The 15,745-nt window shown below is 39.0% G+C and carries 14 protein-coding genes; 10 read left to right on the forward strand and 4 right to left on the reverse strand.

The window, feature by feature from the left end:
* Positions 1-5: 5 nt before the first annotated feature.
* From RBL01_RS00820 to RBL01_RS00830, 3 genes are all read right to left on the reverse strand, one after another.
* On the reverse strand, positions 6-1,376 hold the full coding sequence (locus RBL01_RS00820; protein ID WP_002289277.1) for an MATE family efflux transporter: 1,371 nt from the start codon (positions 1,374-1,376) through the stop codon (positions 6-8).
* A 181-nt stretch (positions 1,377-1,557) separates the two neighbouring features.
* Positions 1,558-1,881, reverse strand: a complete 324-nt coding sequence (locus RBL01_RS00825) for a DUF960 domain-containing protein (protein WP_002289744.1) — start codon at positions 1,879-1,881, stop codon at positions 1,558-1,560.
* Positions 1,882-2,207: 326 nt separating this feature from the next.
* Positions 2,208-2,816: a 50S ribosomal protein L25/general stress protein Ctc gene (locus RBL01_RS00830; RefSeq protein WP_002299254.1), complete on the reverse strand. Its 609-nt coding sequence runs from the start codon at positions 2,814-2,816 to the stop codon at positions 2,208-2,210.
* Positions 2,817-3,145: 329 nt separating this feature from the next.
* On the opposite strand from RBL01_RS00830, the gene RBL01_RS00835 reads away from it, so the two are divergent.
* The 7 genes from RBL01_RS00835 to RBL01_RS00865 all read left to right on the forward strand — a co-directional run bounded on the left by RBL01_RS00835 (position 3,146) and on the right by RBL01_RS00865 (position 9,045).
* Entirely contained in the window at positions 3,146-3,862 is a 717-nt protein-coding gene (locus RBL01_RS00835; RefSeq protein ID WP_002289747.1) for a 16S rRNA pseudouridine(516) synthase, read from the forward strand.
* A gap of 12 nt (positions 3,863-3,874) precedes the next feature.
* Complete coding sequence (locus tag RBL01_RS00840; protein ID WP_002317068.1) at positions 3,875-4,570, forward strand: YjjG family noncanonical pyrimidine nucleotidase; 696 nt, start codon at positions 3,875-3,877, stop codon at positions 4,568-4,570.
* Between the two features lie 83 nt (positions 4,571-4,653).
* A complete protein-coding gene (gene udk, locus RBL01_RS00845) occupies positions 4,654-5,283 on the forward strand; it encodes a uridine kinase (protein ID WP_002289751.1) in 630 nt (209 codons plus the stop codon).
* Between the two features lie 502 nt (positions 5,284-5,785).
* Complete coding sequence (locus RBL01_RS00850; protein ID WP_002319461.1) at positions 5,786-6,388, forward strand: TVP38/TMEM64 family protein; 603 nt, start codon at positions 5,786-5,788, stop codon at positions 6,386-6,388.
* Between the two features lie 21 nt (positions 6,389-6,409).
* Positions 6,410-6,898, forward strand: a complete 489-nt coding sequence (locus RBL01_RS00855; protein ID WP_002319462.1) for a GNAT family N-acetyltransferase — start codon at positions 6,410-6,412, stop codon at positions 6,896-6,898.
* A 322-nt stretch (positions 6,899-7,220) separates the two neighbouring features.
* Complete coding sequence (locus RBL01_RS00860; RefSeq protein ID WP_307780900.1) at positions 7,221-8,594, forward strand: hypothetical protein; 1,374 nt, start codon at positions 7,221-7,223, stop codon at positions 8,592-8,594.
* A complete protein-coding gene (locus RBL01_RS00865) occupies positions 8,578-9,045 on the forward strand; it encodes a YaiI/YqxD family protein (RefSeq protein ID WP_002319464.1) in 468 nt (155 codons plus the stop codon). Before RBL01_RS00860 ends, RBL01_RS00865 begins: the two co-directional genes overlap by 17 nt.
* A gap of 248 nt (positions 9,046-9,293) precedes the next feature.
* Here RBL01_RS00865 and RBL01_RS00870 read toward each other — a convergent pair whose 3' ends face one another.
* Complete coding sequence (locus tag RBL01_RS00870) at positions 9,294-11,039, reverse strand: ABC1 kinase family protein (RefSeq protein ID WP_038811416.1); 1,746 nt, start codon at positions 11,037-11,039, stop codon at positions 9,294-9,296.
* A 195-nt stretch (positions 11,040-11,234) separates the two neighbouring features.
* On the opposite strand from RBL01_RS00870, the gene RBL01_RS00875 reads away from it, so the two are divergent.
* The 3 genes from RBL01_RS00875 to cshA all read left to right on the forward strand — a co-directional run bounded on the left by RBL01_RS00875 (position 11,235) and on the right by cshA (position 15,651).
* A complete protein-coding gene (locus tag RBL01_RS00875) occupies positions 11,235-12,311 on the forward strand; it encodes a D-alanine--D-alanine ligase (protein WP_002307390.1) in 1,077 nt (358 codons plus the stop codon).
* A gap of 154 nt (positions 12,312-12,465) precedes the next feature.
* The gene (locus RBL01_RS00880; RefSeq protein WP_002317074.1) at positions 12,466-13,818 is read left to right on the forward strand and encodes a UDP-N-acetylmuramoyl-tripeptide--D-alanyl-D-alanine ligase; all 1,353 of its coding nucleotides are present in this window, start codon (positions 12,466-12,468) and stop codon (positions 13,816-13,818) included.
* Positions 13,819-14,139: 321 nt separating this feature from the next.
* Positions 14,140-15,651 (forward strand): degradosome RNA helicase CshA, encoded by a 1,512-nt coding sequence (gene cshA / locus RBL01_RS00885; RefSeq protein ID WP_002294211.1) that lies wholly within the window; start codon positions 14,140-14,142, stop codon positions 15,649-15,651.
* The last annotated feature ends 94 nt before the right edge of the window (positions 15,652-15,745 follow it).

A 15,745-nucleotide genomic window follows, 5' to 3' on the forward strand; every position in this document is an offset into this window, starting at 1 on the left:
CAAGGCTATCTTGCTTCTGCATGTTCTAATGTGAAATGTTCCTCTTCACCCATGTGTTTCAATTGTTTCATCGAACGCATATAAGAGTAAAGCAACACGGCAACAGAACCGATCCAAGCTAAAGGAGAAGCTGCTGCTGCTCCTGGGTATCCCCACATTCCTGTAAGAACGATAGCTGCAAAAGAACGCATAAGCAATTCCATCATACCGGCGATCGTAGGGATCTTGCTTTGTCCAAGCCCTTGAAGTGTGTAGCGTAAAATGAACAGGACTGCTAAGATCCAGTAAAGAGACCCATTGATATTGAAGTAGGTTTGTGCTAATTCAAATACACGTGTTTCTGATGGGCTAACAAACAATTGAACAAAGAAATGACCGAAGAAAATGACGATAGCACCTGCTAAGAGACTAAATCCGACACTCATCAGTAAAGTTTGACGTACCCCTTGCAAGATTCGGCCATATTCTTTCGCACCATAGTTTTGTGCAGTGAAAGTTGCCATTGCAATACCAAATGACATCATCGGCTGATTTGCAAATTGGTCGATACGACCAGCAGCGGCTTGAGCAGCTACGACATCTGTCCCTAGACTATTTAGTGCTGCTTGTAACACGATAGCACCAACAGCGATGATCGAAGATTGAAACGCCATTGGCAAAGCAGCGTTTAGGTGTACAGCAAACTCTTCTTTTTCAAATTTGAAATCTTTTTTGCGTAACTGTAACAAAGGCATTTTTTTCTTGATATACACTAGACACAGTACGCTGGAAGAAACTTGTGCGATTACTGTAGCAATAGCTGCACCTTCCACACCCATGCCAAAATAGATAATAAAGATCAAATCAAGTACGACGTTGATGATGACCGCAATGATCAGAAAGAATAGTGGTGTGCGGCTGTCACCAAGTGCGCGAATGACATTAGAAAGCAAATTGAAACTGACTGATGCAAAGATCCCTAATAAAATAATTGAAATAAATGTTTGTGCTTGATCAAGTATTTCAGGAGGAGTTTGCATCAATTGAAGCATCGGACGAATAAACAGGAGACTTAGGACAGTTAAAATCACAGTGACGACAAGACTAATGACAACACTAGCAGCAAAACTTTTCTTCAGACCCCGATAATCTTTTGCACCGTAACGTTGTGCGGTAATAATGGCTAAACCAGCTGTTAAACCTTGGGCAAAGCCAATGATCAAAAATGTCAGGCTTCCAGTTGCACCAACCGCTGCCAGCGCATTTTTACCTAGCGTCTGACCCACGATGATCATATCGATCATATTGTAGAACTGCTGAAAAACATTTCCGATCAGTAAAGGAACAGTGAACATCAAAATCAGTTTAGCGGGGCTTCCTTTTGTTAAATCGCGCATCTTTTAAACTCCTTATATCTTTAAAATTTAGTTAGTAGTATATAGCGTTTATCCTGAGAATACCAATTAGAAATCAATGATAATTTATGAAACTCCATAAAAAGAAGCCAAGAATTGAGTCAAAGAATCAACAACTTGGCCTGGTCTGTAAAATAAGGGACATCCACGTTTATCTATCACCTTAATATTGTCTAATCTCACTTGGTAAAAGGATCGTTTCTCTCGTACCGTCATCATAGGCGTATACTTGAGCAGGGAATTGGTTCGAATAGGCAAACGGCAAATCAATATCCATTTCCACATTGCTTCCTGCTTGAGAAAAATGCATCGTCACTTTTCCACGATTTTCGATCAAATCAAAGGTTAATATATTTTCTAATGGAATGACTCCCTTAAGATCTAGGTCAATAATAAACCATATACTGTCAATCAATTCATCTGGCAAACTTGATACGACACCAACTGAAGCGTAACGGTTGCGGCTGCTATCAAAACTTTCAAACATCTGTTTAACCTCCTTCGAATCAACGAATGTTTTTATTTTTATAATCAATCATAGGATAAACTAGAAATACTTACTTTAACGAGGGTTCATTCTAATAAAGAATCAGGAAAAATGCAACAATAATTGAATACTTTTTTTCAAAGTATAAATTTTTATAAAGGTACGATAAAAGTATGCGAGGAAAAGCTTGGTAAATTAGGATTTTTCGTTTGCAAAGCTATTTGTAAAAGTGGAAGCCTCATATGAAAATAAACGATTAGAAAGAAAAAAAGGCGTGTTAAAAGCTGCTGACCCGCCGCTTCTAACACCACCTGATTGTTTCAGTATTATTCTTCTGTTGAACCGATCACTTCTGGTTCGCCACCTTCACCTGTGCTTTCTTCTTCTTCACTTTGAGCGACTACAGCAGCGATTTGCTCTTCACTGTCGGTCACGAATTTGTAATCATCGTTTTTTGGAAGATCGGCTACTGTAATAGAATCACCTAATTCCAAGTTTGTCACGTCAACTTCAATTCGTTCAGGCAATTTGTCTGGTGTAGCAGATACGACTACTGTATACAAGTTTTGAGCTAACACTCCACCAGATTTAGCACCCACTGATTCGCCAACAAGAACGACTTCTGTTTCGACTTCTGTTTCTTCCGACATGTTTACAGATAGAAATTCTGCATGTTCGAAATGATTGGTAAAAGTGTTCGTTTGGATCTTGTGAACCAATGTATTGACTTTTTGTCCATCGATGTCCATCGTGATAACTGTGTTCGCTCCATGTTCACGCAACAATTTGCTTAGTGTCAAACCATCGAATGAGATAGGGGTACTTTCTACTTTATACCCATAAACAACAGCTGGAACTTTCCCTTCATGACGAAGTTTGTTTCTTAATGAACGGGGACGTACTTCTCTTTTACTTACTTCTAATGATACTGACATAACCAAAATTCCTCCTTAAAATGTGACTGTCTGCTTTGGTAACGGACAGATTTTATTTAAGTGAATTCTAAAGGCTAATCTCGTGCACATCATCGAAGGCAGGGCGCTTAAAAAAGCGCAAAAGGAGAGATGCGCGCATCTCCCCTTAGAAAGTCAGGATTCAACTTTTCTCCACCAGGTCATTACGCTGTGTATGAGAAATCCAATTCACTTTACTATTTAACCGTAACGTGAACTGTTAATTAAGTCAAGGAATAACTATGATGATGTATTTGCAAGCAAGAATATTCAAGGTATAATTAATTAGTAGTAATAAGAAAGGAAACAGCATGCGTTTAGATAAATTAATAGAAGAAAAATTAGAAACAACACGCAAGGAAATGAAGCGGCTGTTTGCTTTGAAGCAAGTGATGATAGATGGCACAGTCGAATTTCGACAAAATCGAAATGTAGATAGTTTACTGCATCAAATCGAAGTAGCAGGTGAACACTTAGAAACAAATGAGTCCTATTATCTTCTCAATAAACCTGAAAAAGCTGTTACAGCTGTATCAGATCCAGAAAAGACGACAGTAATCGATCTGATTGCAAGTGCCGATCGTTTCCAACCATTATATCCAGTGGGAAGACTAGATAGAGATACAACAGGACTATTGCTGATCACTTCGAATGGACAATTGGGATATGAAATGCTACTTCCAGAAAAAAAGGTTTCAAAGACTTATCAAGTAGTTGTGAACGAAAGGGTGACACCGGCAGACGTAACAGCATTTGAAAATGGAATCGTATTCGCTGATGGGTATCAATGTAAGCCGGCTGATTTAAAAATACTCAAAGCAGACAAGCACCAAAGTACGGTTTTATTGACGATCCAAGAAGGAAAATTCCATCAAGTCAAAAAAATGTTCTTAGCCCAAGGAAAGAAAGTGACCGCATTGAAACGGCTAAGCATGGGACCATTGGAATTAGATGAACAGCTAGGAGTAGGCGAGTATCGATCGTTGACATTAGCAGAGATGAAAAAGTTAAGTATTTATTTTAAATAGGAGGTCAAAAAGATGAAATATAAAACTTTATTGTTCGATGTAGATGATACATTGTTAGATTTTCAATTAACTGAAGCCAATGCTTTAAGTGCTTTGTTTGCAGAACAAGGAATCACATTGACACCAGAAATCGAAACCAGCTATAAGGCTTTGAATCATCATTTATGGCAGGAGTTTGAAAAAGGCAGACTATCACGAGAAGAAATAATAGGCAGTCGTTTTGGGTTACTTTTCCAGCAATTTGGGAAAACAGTAGATAGTGATCAAATGGAAAAACGCTACCGCCACTACTTGAACCAAGGTCATGATCTTGTTCCAGGAAGTCTAGAAATCCTGAAAAAGGTCCATCCGCATGCTGAACTTTATATTGTGACGAACGGTGTGTCGCACACGCAACATCGGCGATTAACAGATGCAGGAATGCTTGATTACTTCAAGGATATCTTTGTCTCAGAAGCTGTCGGAGCGCAAAAGCCGATGAAAGAATTTTTTGATCATGTCTTTTCCCACATTCCTAATTTTGATAAAAAGCAAACTGTGATCATTGGTGATTCTTTGACTTCTGATATCAAAGGAGGAAATATGGCAGGGATCGATACGATTTGGTTCAATAGAAATAAATTACCAGAAATCGAAGAAATCCAGCCTACTTATCGAATCGATTCATTAGAGGAACTTTATTCATTATTGGAAATTGAAAAGGATTAATTTTCAGAAAAATATAGCATTTTCGTGTTTTTTCGCTATAATAGATTAGAATGAAAAAACGGATACGAAAGAGGTTTTAGTCAATGACAAAAAGCAAGCCAATTATCATTGGTGTGACGGGTGGATCCGGAAGCGGAAAGACAAGTGTCAGCCGTGCGATTTTCAACAACTTCCCGGACCATTCCATCATGATGCTTGAACAAGATTCTTATTACAAGGATCAGAGCCATTTGAGTTTTGAAGAACGATTGAACACAAATTACGATCACCCATTTGCCTTTGATAATGATCTGCTGATTCAGCATGTAGGCGACTTACTGAACTATAAAGCCATTGAAAAACCCGTGTATGACTATGTAGCGCATACAAGAAGTCAGGCAACGATCATTCAGGAACCAAAAGAAGTGATCATTCTAGAAGGAATCCTGATTTTAGAAGACGAACGTCTGCGTGACTTGATGGATATCAAAGTATACGTAGATACAGATGATGACATTCGTATCATTCGTCGTATCAAACGGGATATGGAAGAACGGGGACGCACATTGGACTCCGTGATCGAACAATATTTGACAGTTGTTAAACCGATGTATCATCAATTTATCGAACCAACGAAGCGCTATGCGGATATCATTGTTCCAGAAGGCGGAGAAAACCACGTTGCTATTGATTTGATTACAACAAAAGTAGCTAGTTTCTTAAACCATAAATAGTGCGCAGCGAAACAGTTGAACGGACTGCGACCGTTTGAAAAGCAAGGATTCTGCTTTTTGAACAGTCACCAGCCAACTGTTTTTTTATTTATAACAAGAGGTTGTGAAAACAGCATCTTGACCTGAGTATTAAAAGAAGAAACGGAAAATAGCTGTTTATATTTTACCGTTTTTTGAGCTAATACCGAAGGTCAGCTGATTGAGCACCGTGAAGTAGAGGTTGTAAAAAAGCTGTCTTTGCATCAAGCGATAAGAGCATCCAAATAAAACAGCTCCTCACGTTTTTCGTTGGGTTGGACTTATTATCGTAGATGCAAGCTTTTGAACACCGTTTAACGAGAGGTTGTAACAGAAGTGGTCAGATCCAATAAATAAGAAGAAACTTACGAAAATTATTTCTCGAATTTGTGTGAGATTTCGACTTATTTTTTTGAAGAAGCTCTTTTGTCGCACCCCCTAAGGAGGCAGTTTTAATAAATGAAAAAATATGTGGGGAATATAGATGTCTAAAAAAGGATCAGTTTTACAAAAATGTCTTCAGATCATGCCCATTATTGGTCTGTTGTTTTTCTTTGTGTTGATTCTTTATGCTTATCATCATGGGATTTTTCGATCGAGCACGTCTTTGCAAGCGTTTATCCAGCAATTTGGCAAGTATGCAGTGATGATATTTGTTCTGCTGCAAGTGATCCAAGTGATCATTCCTATTTTGCCGGGAGGGATCTCCTCAGTAGCGGGCATGCTGATGTTTGGCAATGGATTTGGGCTTTTATATAGTTGTATTGGCCTAGTGATTGGGGAAGCAATCGGATTTTTACTTGTCCGTTACTATGGCGTAGCCTTTGTCCAGCTTATTTTATCGCCAAAAAAGTATCAGAAATTTGATGAATTGCTGACAAGAAAAACGAAAGATATCAAAAAAGTACTAGTCGTTACCTTGCTGCTTCCCTTTGCGCCAGACGACTTGATCTGTCTAGTAGCTGGTTTGACGAAATTATCTTTTAGGGAATTTATGCAGATTGTGATTTTCTTGAAACCATGGTCGGTAGGTGTGTATAGCATGATCATGCTCTTTTTATTCCATCAAGCGCAAGGTCATTTATAATGTAAAAAAGGACGTGGGTGTATGGAAAAAATAAAAGTAACAGAAAATGAACTGGATGAGCTGATGGCAGTCATACAAGAAGTATGGCCGGAAGCTTTTGTGCCGATCATTGGTCAAAAACAAGTGGATTACATGCTGAAAACTTATCAGTCAAAAAAACAGATTCAAAAAGAACTGACAGAAGGTGTGTCCTACTTTTTATTAAAAAGCGAAGAAAAGACTGTCGGTTACACTGCTTATGAAGAGATAAATGGAAAAATTTATTTAAGTAAATTATATTTGCTAAATAAAATACGTGGTCAAGGATTGACTTCTTCAGTTTTTCGCTGGTATGAAGAACTTGCTGCGCAAACAAAGGAAAGAGAGATCTTTTTGCGAGTGAATCAGGGGAATCATCAAGCAATCGAGGTTTATAAGCATGAAGGATTTGAGATTACAGAAGAACTTATTTCAGATATCGGTCAAGGATTTCAAATGGTCGATTATAAAATGAAAAAAGCTCTCGCATAAACATAGGAACTGTGTTAAAGTAAATTTATGCGACGGGTCGAGAAGGACTCTGGTTTACAGAGCTCCTAATTGATTTTGGAGGCACAGGATAATTGATTTCTATCTTTATCACCTGCCGGATGCAGGGGTGTCGGGCAAGACTTTTGTGGAGAAGGGCTTGTCTGCTTGAGTAATCAAGTACCGTAAAAATGCAGAAAGAAGCTTATGCTTCTTTCTGCATTTTTTTTTACAAGAATATATTCTGTAAAATTGGTTTATTTCCCCTTTAATGCTAAAATCGAAGAGCAGATTAGTTATAAGACTGTTTAAGGGAGCCATTGTCATGTTCGAAAAACTCAAACGATTTGGGCGTAATTTTACACAAACAACGCCCTTTATCTTAAGTAACACGGTTATTTTTATTCCTTATCTTTTATTTTTGGGACTAACAGACTCGCATAATTGGCTGACGATTTTGCCATTTACGCTGTTTTATGCCTTTCGGATGACTGGACTATTTTTAGTCAACAGTCTACGATTTGGTCTAGATAGTTACACGTTGCTGATGATCGCTCTGCTGATTGGTGGTGCTGGTTCATTGCTTGGAATATTAGGCGTATTTTATTTTCCTTTATTTTATTTTTCAAGTGTTTTGCTAGGGCTGAGTGCAGCATGGCTTGTACCTGCTAATACCACGGTCAATTTTCACGAAAAGACGCAAGGTTTTATCAATATGGATGGGAAAAAGTACTTATTTGCAGCTATCTGGCTATTTCTCCTGTATCAAGCGATTGAGTTGCCTGCACCGACTCAGATTGCAGCAAGCTTTACTATTTATACACTTTTTTACGTTATGGCCTACCATACGGTTAGTCATTATCCGCGTTACGAACTGGATTTCAAAGACCTCAAAAGAAATCTGGTAGCTACGCGAGAGCTTGTTTTATTTTTGATATTCTTTGGCTTATTGTTTCTTTTGAGAAATGCCCGATTGTTATTCGATGAAAGGCTTTTTGATCTTGCTATTTATGGTTTCTTGCTGCTGTTCATCTTGTTCGTGTTTGTTTTAGGACACCAGAAGAAGGAATGGAAGTTGCCAAGCTGGCTAAATCTGTTTACTTTTCTAAATGGAATGCTAGGGAATTTCCTTTTTTTATTTAGCAGTTTTTATGTTGGCATACTGTACGGATTAGAAAAACTTTCGATTTTTATGTATTTGCCTTATGCAGCAGGCTTGATTGCAGCAAAAATAGTCGGACCATGGATTTTGAAACGTTTAACATGGTCTCCATTGGCTATACAATTGCTTGGACTGAGTTCTTCTTTATTGGTCCTCTTGATTCCAAATGGTTTTGCGATAGGTGTCTTTCTGCTTAGTTTCTGGCACGTAGTAACAGGCAGCTGGCTAAATAAGGAATATTATCAAACTGATGCAGCTATTCCAATGGATCGCCGGATCGTTGTCAAGTATACTACTCAAAATAAAGGGAGTGTGATCCACCAGTTTTTATTGATGACGCTTTTGTTTATTTTAGCAAAAGAAATGGGAGAGCCAATCCATCTATTATTGATCACGCTGAACCATGAATCAGTGCCGATAGAAAGTGTACAACTGCTTATCTTGGCAAAATGGATCAATGTTGGTCTTTTACTGAGCGGATTAGTAACTGTTTATCATTTATGGAAGAAGGCGAAAAAGAATGAGGATATTCATTGATGGAGATGGTTCTCCAGTAAAAGAAGATGTCATAAAATTAGGAGAATCCTATGGTCTCGACGTGATTATCGTAACCAGTGTGGACCATTATACGACCAAAGAATACGCTAATCATGTCCAAATCGTCTACGTAGACCGCGGAGCTGATAGTGCGGATTATAAAATCGTCGGTATGGTTAAGAAGAATGACTTTTTGATCACGCAAGATTATGGTTTAGCTTCACTTGTATTGCCGAAGGGTGTGCGAGTGTTCCATCACTCTGGAAAAGAATTTGACGAAGCGAATATCGGCACGCTTCTAGAACAACGTTATCATAGTGGAAAGTTAAGAAAAGCTGGCATAAGGACAAAGGGTCCAAAACCCTTTACGGAGAAAGATCATATGTCTTTTCGTCAAGCGTTAAAAAAGGCAATTGACCAAGGTTTACCAAGTACAGAAGATAGTAGGTAACGAAGGTATTTTATTTATGCTCGAATACATCAAAAAGGGAACAGGGAAACAGGATAAATGTGTTCCATGTTCCTTTTTGATTGTTCTTATTACTGGGTGCAGAACAGCTTTTTCACATTTTTTATTCTCGGTGCTTCAGAAGTAGCCTCTTCGAAAAATAAGCCGAATTTTCACAAAAATTTGAGAAACAATTTATGCAAAATCCCTTCTTATTTCTTGAAGCTGATTCTTTCTGTCACAACCTTTTTCTACTTTTTCCTCTTCTTATACATTTGGATCAATGCATCGATTGCCAAAAAAATAATGACGAATGCGGCAATAGCATACGTAAATATCCCTAATAAGGAAACGACCTCTGCGTTTTCTACAGGTGCTGCTTGGACAAGCAGGGAGGACCCTACGATCAATGCAGCTAAAATCATACCGAAAACAAGCCGATTGATCATACTTTCGATCCTGCTCAATAATTTGTCTTGCTTTTTCAATTCCAAATTGACTTTTCCTTGTCCCGAAGTCCACATTTCTAATAGATGGTGGAGCTGTTGAGGGATCTTAGGCGCAGCCTTCATCCCTTCCAATAAGTCTAATCCGCTTTGTTTCAATGTATCTTCTACATCCAGATGAGTGAGAAAATAATGTTGGGCAAAAGGCGAAGCGACTTCCATGAGGGAAACTTCAGGGTCAAGGACGCGGATCACCCCTTCTAATGTCCCAAATGCTTTCAGCAAAAGCGTGATATCACGATCGAACTGCAGATTATTTTGATGACAAATCGTCACGACGTGTGTGAATACTTCTTGCAAGTTGATTTCATCAATAGGAGAATCATAATACTGTTCAAGAAAACTTGTCAGTTCTTGGTGGAACCGACTTTCATCAAACGAGCCTTCTTGCTGACAAAGTCGAAGGACCGCTTTTTCGATTCGATAAGCATCTTTCGTATACAGCGCTAAAACGGCTTGTGTGAGTTTTTGCCTAAGTCCTGCAGAAAGATGCCCCATCATACCAAAATCGATGTAGTTGATGGTATATGGCGCAACAGGGTCTTCTGTAGAAGTGGAGGCTCGAAAAGCAAAGGAACCGAACTCTTTTTCATGGACTGTTTCAGTTTTTCGGCTAGCTTGTGTCTGTTCTTCTTTTGTTAGTACATGGAATAGCAGATTCCCTGGATGAGGATCAGCATGGAAAAAACCATCATCAAACACCTGTTTCATAAAGTTCTCAACTAAAAGCTTTGCAACTTCTTGTTTCAGCTGCTTGTTTTGAATTCCAGTGATAAAAGTTTCAGTTTTGTTTTCGGCGTTCATTAAATGATTCAAGTTTTTACCAGACATTTCTTCCATCACGATCACTTTTTTCGAACAAAAAGCGTCATAAATCTTGGGGCTGCGGATCTCTTTCCAGCCATTGTTCTTTTGATAGAATTGTTCGCCATTTTGACTTTCTTTTAAGAAGTCCATTTCATTGATCAAGGAACGTTTTACTTCTTGGAGTACCCCTTTTAGATCAACTACGCTAGTTTCAGGAATGTATTTGATCAAAGGGATCGCTCGTTCAAATAGTTGAAGATCAAGTCGGATCTCTTCGGCGATGTTAGGGTGTTGGATCTTAACGACGACCGAGTCACCGTTCTTCAGCTTGGCACGATGAGCCTGCCCCATAGAAGCAGAGGCAAAAGGCGATTTTGAAAAATCATCGAATATATCTGATAATGAAAGAGAAAGTTCTGTTTCGATCGTCTTTTTGACCGTTGAAAATGTGTCGCTAGGTACACTATCTTGTAATGTTTTGAATGTTTGAGTGAAGGCAGAAGAAAGCAAATCTTCTCGAACAGAAAGCATTTGTCCTATCTTGATGAAGGTGGGGCCTAGTTCTTCAAAGGCTTTTTTTACCTGTTCGGGATTTTTTTGCTGTACAAAGTTTGGCACTACATTGTAATTGATGAACACTCGAATGATTTCTGCCAAGCGGCTACGTGGATTTGTTTGCGCCATCATCATCCCTCCTTTTCTTTATCATAACTTTTTATAAAAAACGGGACAAATAATCTAGCTGACAAAAAATAAATGACGTTTGTTCTTTTAGAAACCAACTCGTTTTTTTATAAATAAGTTATTCGTTTATTTTTGTTTTGTGCTAAAATATGAGAGTAAATCACTGAACGATTTAGAATACAGGAGGACAATCTTTTGAAGATTACTTTACTATATGGCGGACGCAGCGCAGAGCATGAAGTGTCCATTCTTTCCGCATTTTCAGTTTTAAATGCCATTTATTATAATTATTACCAAGTTCAACTCATATTTATTACAAAAGAAGGACAATGGGTCAAAGGTCCATTACTAACAGAAAAACCTGCAAGCAAAGATGTCTTGCATCTTTCATGGGACCCAAGTGGACAGACAGAGGAAGGCTTTACAGGAAAAGTGATCAATCCGGGCGAAATCAAAGAAGAAGGAGCCATCGTTTTTCCAGTTTTACATGGGCCAAACGGGGAAGATGGAACGATCCAAGGCTTCTTAGAGACATTGAATATGCCTTATGTCGGCGCAGGCGTATTGACCAGTGCATGTGCCATGGATAAAATCATGACCAAATATATTTTACAAGCTGCTGGTGTGCCGCAAGTTCCTTATGTACCAGTACTTAAGAATCAATGGAAAGAAAATCCTAAAAAAGTATTTGATCAATGTGAAGGTTCTTTGCTTTATCCGATGTTTGTCAAACCGGCGAATATGGGTTCTAGTGTCGGCATTACAAAGGCAGAAAACCGAGAAGAGCTGCAAAATGCTTTAGCAACAGCCTATCAGTATGATTCTCGAGCAATCGTTGAACAAGGAATTGAAGCGCGCGAAATCGAAGTTGCTGTATTAGGAAATGAAGATGTTCGGACGACTTTGCCTGGCGAAGTCGTAAAAGACGTAGCATTCTATGATTATGAAGCAAAATATATCAATAATAAAATCGAAATGCAGATTCCAGCCGAAGTGCCAGAAGAAGTTTATCAAAAAGCACAAGAGTACGCGAAGTTAGCTTACACGATGTTAGGCGGAAGCGGATTGAGCCGGTGCGATTTCTTTTTGACAAATAAAAATGAATTATTCCTGAATGAATTAAACTCTATGCCAGGATTTACGGAGTTCAGTATGTACCCACTTTTATGGGAAAATATGGGCTTGAAATACGGCGATCTGATTGAAGAACTGATCCAGTTAGGAATGAATCGATACCATCAGCGTCAATCTTTTTTTGAAAAAAATGAATAAAGAAAAAATAAAGGAAGAAGCTGGAGTGAACGCGTAACCGCGTTCATTCTAGCTTCTAAATACGAATAGAGAAATTTACTTGGAAGTGAGAGTCATGCGAACCCGCCGTTTAGGCCAAACGCTTTTTTCACAACCTTTTTTAGGAGAGATCTCAATGAATCTAACAATACAAGAAATTGCACAAGCCGTGGGCAGCGAATGCTCTGCACTGACAAAGATTACCAATGTCGAATTTGACAGCCGGAAGATAACCGAAGGAAGTTTATTCGTTCCTCTTGCTGGTACGCGAGATGGACATGAATTTATCCAGCAAGCGATCACAAACGGAGCATCTGCTTCATTTTGGAGCTTGCCTGTTGAACAAGCTCCAAAAGATTTTCCAGTTATTCCTGTAGCAGATCCTTTGAAAGCCATGCAGCAATTGGCAACCTATTACTTGGAAAAAGTAGGCGCAGAAGTCGTTGCAATTACAGGAAGCAATGGTAAAACCACCACGAAAGATCTAACCGCGTCTGTCTTGTCTGAAAAATACAAAACATATAAGACGCAAGGAAATTACAACAATAATATTGGTCTTCCTTACACGATTTTGCACATGCCCCAAGATACAGAAAAGATCGTCTTGGAAATGGGCATGGATCACGCCAATGAAATCACGGAACTTTCACTTATGGCTCAACCAAAAGCTGCAGCAATCACAATGATCGGTGAAGCACACATAGAAAATCTTGGGTCGAGAGAAGGAATCGCTAAAGCCAAAATGGAAATCACTGACGGACTTGTACCAGACGGATTACTCGTTGTGCCCGCAGATGAACCGTTGCTGACACCTTTAACGGCAACATTAGTACAAACAGTCACAACATTCGGTATTGGAAATGGCGATGTTCATGCGGAAGTGACAGCAAAAGGAAAAGCACAAACCGATTTTGTAGTAGAAGGAGAAACATTTACGATCCCGCTGCCTGGAAGTTATAATGTAACGAATGCTTTGATTGCGTATACGATCGGGCGCTTCTTTGGACTGTCCATACCTGAGATACGCCAAGGGCTCGCCCATGTTTCTATCACTCAAAACAGAACCGAATGGCTAACGGCAGGAAATGGTGCAGCTATTTTGAGCGATGTCTATAATGCAAATCCAACAGCCATGGGACTGGTATTAGATACTTTTAAAAATCTGCCAACAAAAGGACGCAGAATCGCTGTGTTAGCAGATATGCTGGAATTAGGGAAAGAGTCTTTAAATATGCATGCGCAAATGAGTGAACATATCGATCCTGAGAAATTCGCCATGATTTTCCTTTATGGGGAACAAATGCATGCACTAAAAGAAGAATTGAACCAAAAATACCCCCAACTACCTGTGTTCTATTTTGAAAAAGAAAAGAATAAATTGATTGATGCTGTAAAACAAAATCTTGAAGCAACAGATAGTATTATGCTAAAAGGCAGCAACAGCATGGGCTTATTTGAAGTGGTAGAACAGCTTCAGCAAATGAAATAAAAATCTGTAAACTTGCAGAAAACGAAAAACTATGTTAGAATAACCTATTGCCGAAAGATGAAGAGAAATTGGACTGGTTTTGCCATAGAAACAACTTGTTGAAGCCAGATGTCATAATAATGATAAAGCTGAACGCGACCCGTTTGGCTTTTCTAATGCCTAAACTTCGCAAAGTGATTTTTCGGTGGTGCCACAGGGGCTAAGAATGGATAAAAACGTGCGTGGCCACTGTCAAAAAGAAACAATACACTTTGACCGAACAAATCGACGGGGTAGCAAAAAAGCTACATCCTCAGTTAACAACCATATAGGAGGATTCATTTGAAATTTAAAGAACTAGAATTATCACCAGAATTGTTGAAATCAGTCGAACGCGCTGGTTTTGAAGAAGCAACACCTATCCAATCAGAAACGATTCCACTAGCATTAGCTGGAAAAGACGTTATTGGACAAGCACAGACAGGTACAGGGAAAACAGCTGCATTTGGATTACCAATGTTAGAAAAAATCGATCCAGATCGTCACGAATTACAAGGTTTAGTTATCGCACCAACACGTGAATTAGCTATCCAAACACAAGAAGAATTATATCGTTTAGGGCGCGACAAAAAAGTACGTGTACAAGCCGTTTACGGCGGAGCAGATATTGGCCGTCAGATCCGTGGCTTGAAAGATCGTCCACATATCGTTGTGGGTACACCAGGACGTATGCTTGACCACATCAACCGCCACACATTGAAACTTGGAACCGTTCAAACATTAGTTTTGGATGAAGCAGATGAAATGTTGAATATGGGCTTCTTGGAAGATATCGAAAAAATCATTTCACAAGTTCCTGATCAAAGACAAACATTACTTTTCTCAGCAACGATGCCGCCAGCTATCAAGAATATTGGCGTTAAATTCATGAAAAATCCACATCATGTGAAGATCAAAGCGAAAGAAATGACAGCTGACTTGATCGATCAATACTATGTCCGCGCAAAAGAATACGAAAAATTCGATATCATGACTCGCTTGTTTGATGTTCAAACACCTGAACTAACAATCGTCTTCGGACGTACAAAACGCCGTGTAGACGAATTGGCACGCGGATTAGAAGCACGCGGTTACCGTGCAGAAGGAATCCATGGCGATTTGTCTCAACAAAAACGAATGAGCGTATTGCGTTCATTTAAGAGCGGTCATTTAGATATCCTTGTAGCGACAGACGTTGCTGCACGTGGATTAGATATTTCAGGTGTCACTCATGTGTACAACTATGATATCCCTCAAGATCCAGAAAGCTACGTTCACCGTATCGGACGTACAGGCCGTGCCGGAAAAGGCGGTATGTCTGTGACTTTCGTTACACCAAATGAAATGGACTACTTGCATGTGATTGAAAACTTGACGAAAAAACGGATGACGACTTTACGTCCACCAACCGAAAAAGAAGCATTCAAAGGTCAATTAGGTGCTGCAGTTGAACAAATCGAAACAAAACTTGCAGAAAATGGTCTAGATAAATACCTGCAAACAGCAGATAAATTATTAGAAGAATATTCTGCACAAGATTTAGTTGCACTTTTGCTAAAAACGACAGCAAAAGATCCAGCTGATGCAGTGCCAGTGAAGATCACACCAGAACGCCCATTGCCAATGCAGAAAAAAGGATACAATAAAAATGGCAAACGTGGTGGCGGAAACAACCGTAATCGTCGTGACGGCGGTAATTATCGTGGAAACAAATCAAAAGGCGGTTATAGCAAAAACAATAACAGCCAAAAAGATGGCGGTAAACGTCACAATGATAAAAAACGCGGATTTGTAATCCGTTCAAATAACGATTAAACATAAAATGAAAGTTTCTCTTTTTTAAGAGAAACTTTCATTTTTGTTATTTGTGGACTTATTTGTGGCAAAATGGTTATAATTTGGTAGAATG

It is taken from the genome of Enterococcus sp. SB12, assembly GCF_030910025.2.
Taxonomy (GTDB): domain Bacteria; phylum Bacillota; class Bacilli; order Lactobacillales; family Enterococcaceae; genus Enterococcus_B; species Enterococcus_B faecium.

Excerpts from the sequence above, each read along its gene's own strand:
- RBL01_RS00830 (WP_002299254.1), bottom strand. The coding sequence starts at position 2,816 with ATGTCAGTATCATTAGAAGTAAGTAAAAGAGAAGTACGTCCCCGTTCA.
- RBL01_RS00870 (WP_038811416.1), bottom strand. The coding sequence starts at position 11,039 with ATGGCGCAAACAAATCCACGTAGCCGCTTGGCAGAAATCATTCGAGTG.
- RBL01_RS00855 (WP_002319462.1), top strand. The coding sequence starts at position 6,410 with ATGGAAAAAATAAAAGTAACAGAAAATGAACTGGATGAGCTGATGGCA.
- RBL01_RS00860 (WP_307780900.1), top strand. The coding sequence starts at position 7,221 with ATGTTCGAAAAACTCAAACGATTTGGGCGTAATTTTACACAAACAACG.
- RBL01_RS00865 (WP_002319464.1), top strand. The coding sequence starts at position 8,578 with ATGAGGATATTCATTGATGGAGATGGTTCTCCAGTAAAAGAAGATGTC.
- RBL01_RS00880 (WP_002317074.1), top strand. The coding sequence starts at position 12,466 with ATGAATCTAACAATACAAGAAATTGCACAAGCCGTGGGCAGCGAATGC.
- RBL01_RS00840 (WP_002317068.1), top strand. The coding sequence starts at position 3,875 with ATGAAATATAAAACTTTATTGTTCGATGTAGATGATACATTGTTAGAT.
- RBL01_RS00835 (WP_002289747.1), top strand. The coding sequence starts at position 3,146 with ATGCGTTTAGATAAATTAATAGAAGAAAAATTAGAAACAACACGCAAG.
- RBL01_RS00850 (WP_002319461.1), top strand. The coding sequence starts at position 5,786 with ATGTCTAAAAAAGGATCAGTTTTACAAAAATGTCTTCAGATCATGCCC.
- RBL01_RS00820 (WP_002289277.1), bottom strand. The coding sequence starts at position 1,376 with ATGCGCGATTTAACAAAAGGAAGCCCCGCTAAACTGATTTTGATGTTC.
- udk (WP_002289751.1), top strand. The coding sequence starts at position 4,654 with ATGACAAAAAGCAAGCCAATTATCATTGGTGTGACGGGTGGATCCGGA.
- RBL01_RS00825 (WP_002289744.1), bottom strand. The coding sequence starts at position 1,881 with ATGTTTGAAAGTTTTGATAGCAGCCGCAACCGTTACGCTTCAGTTGGT.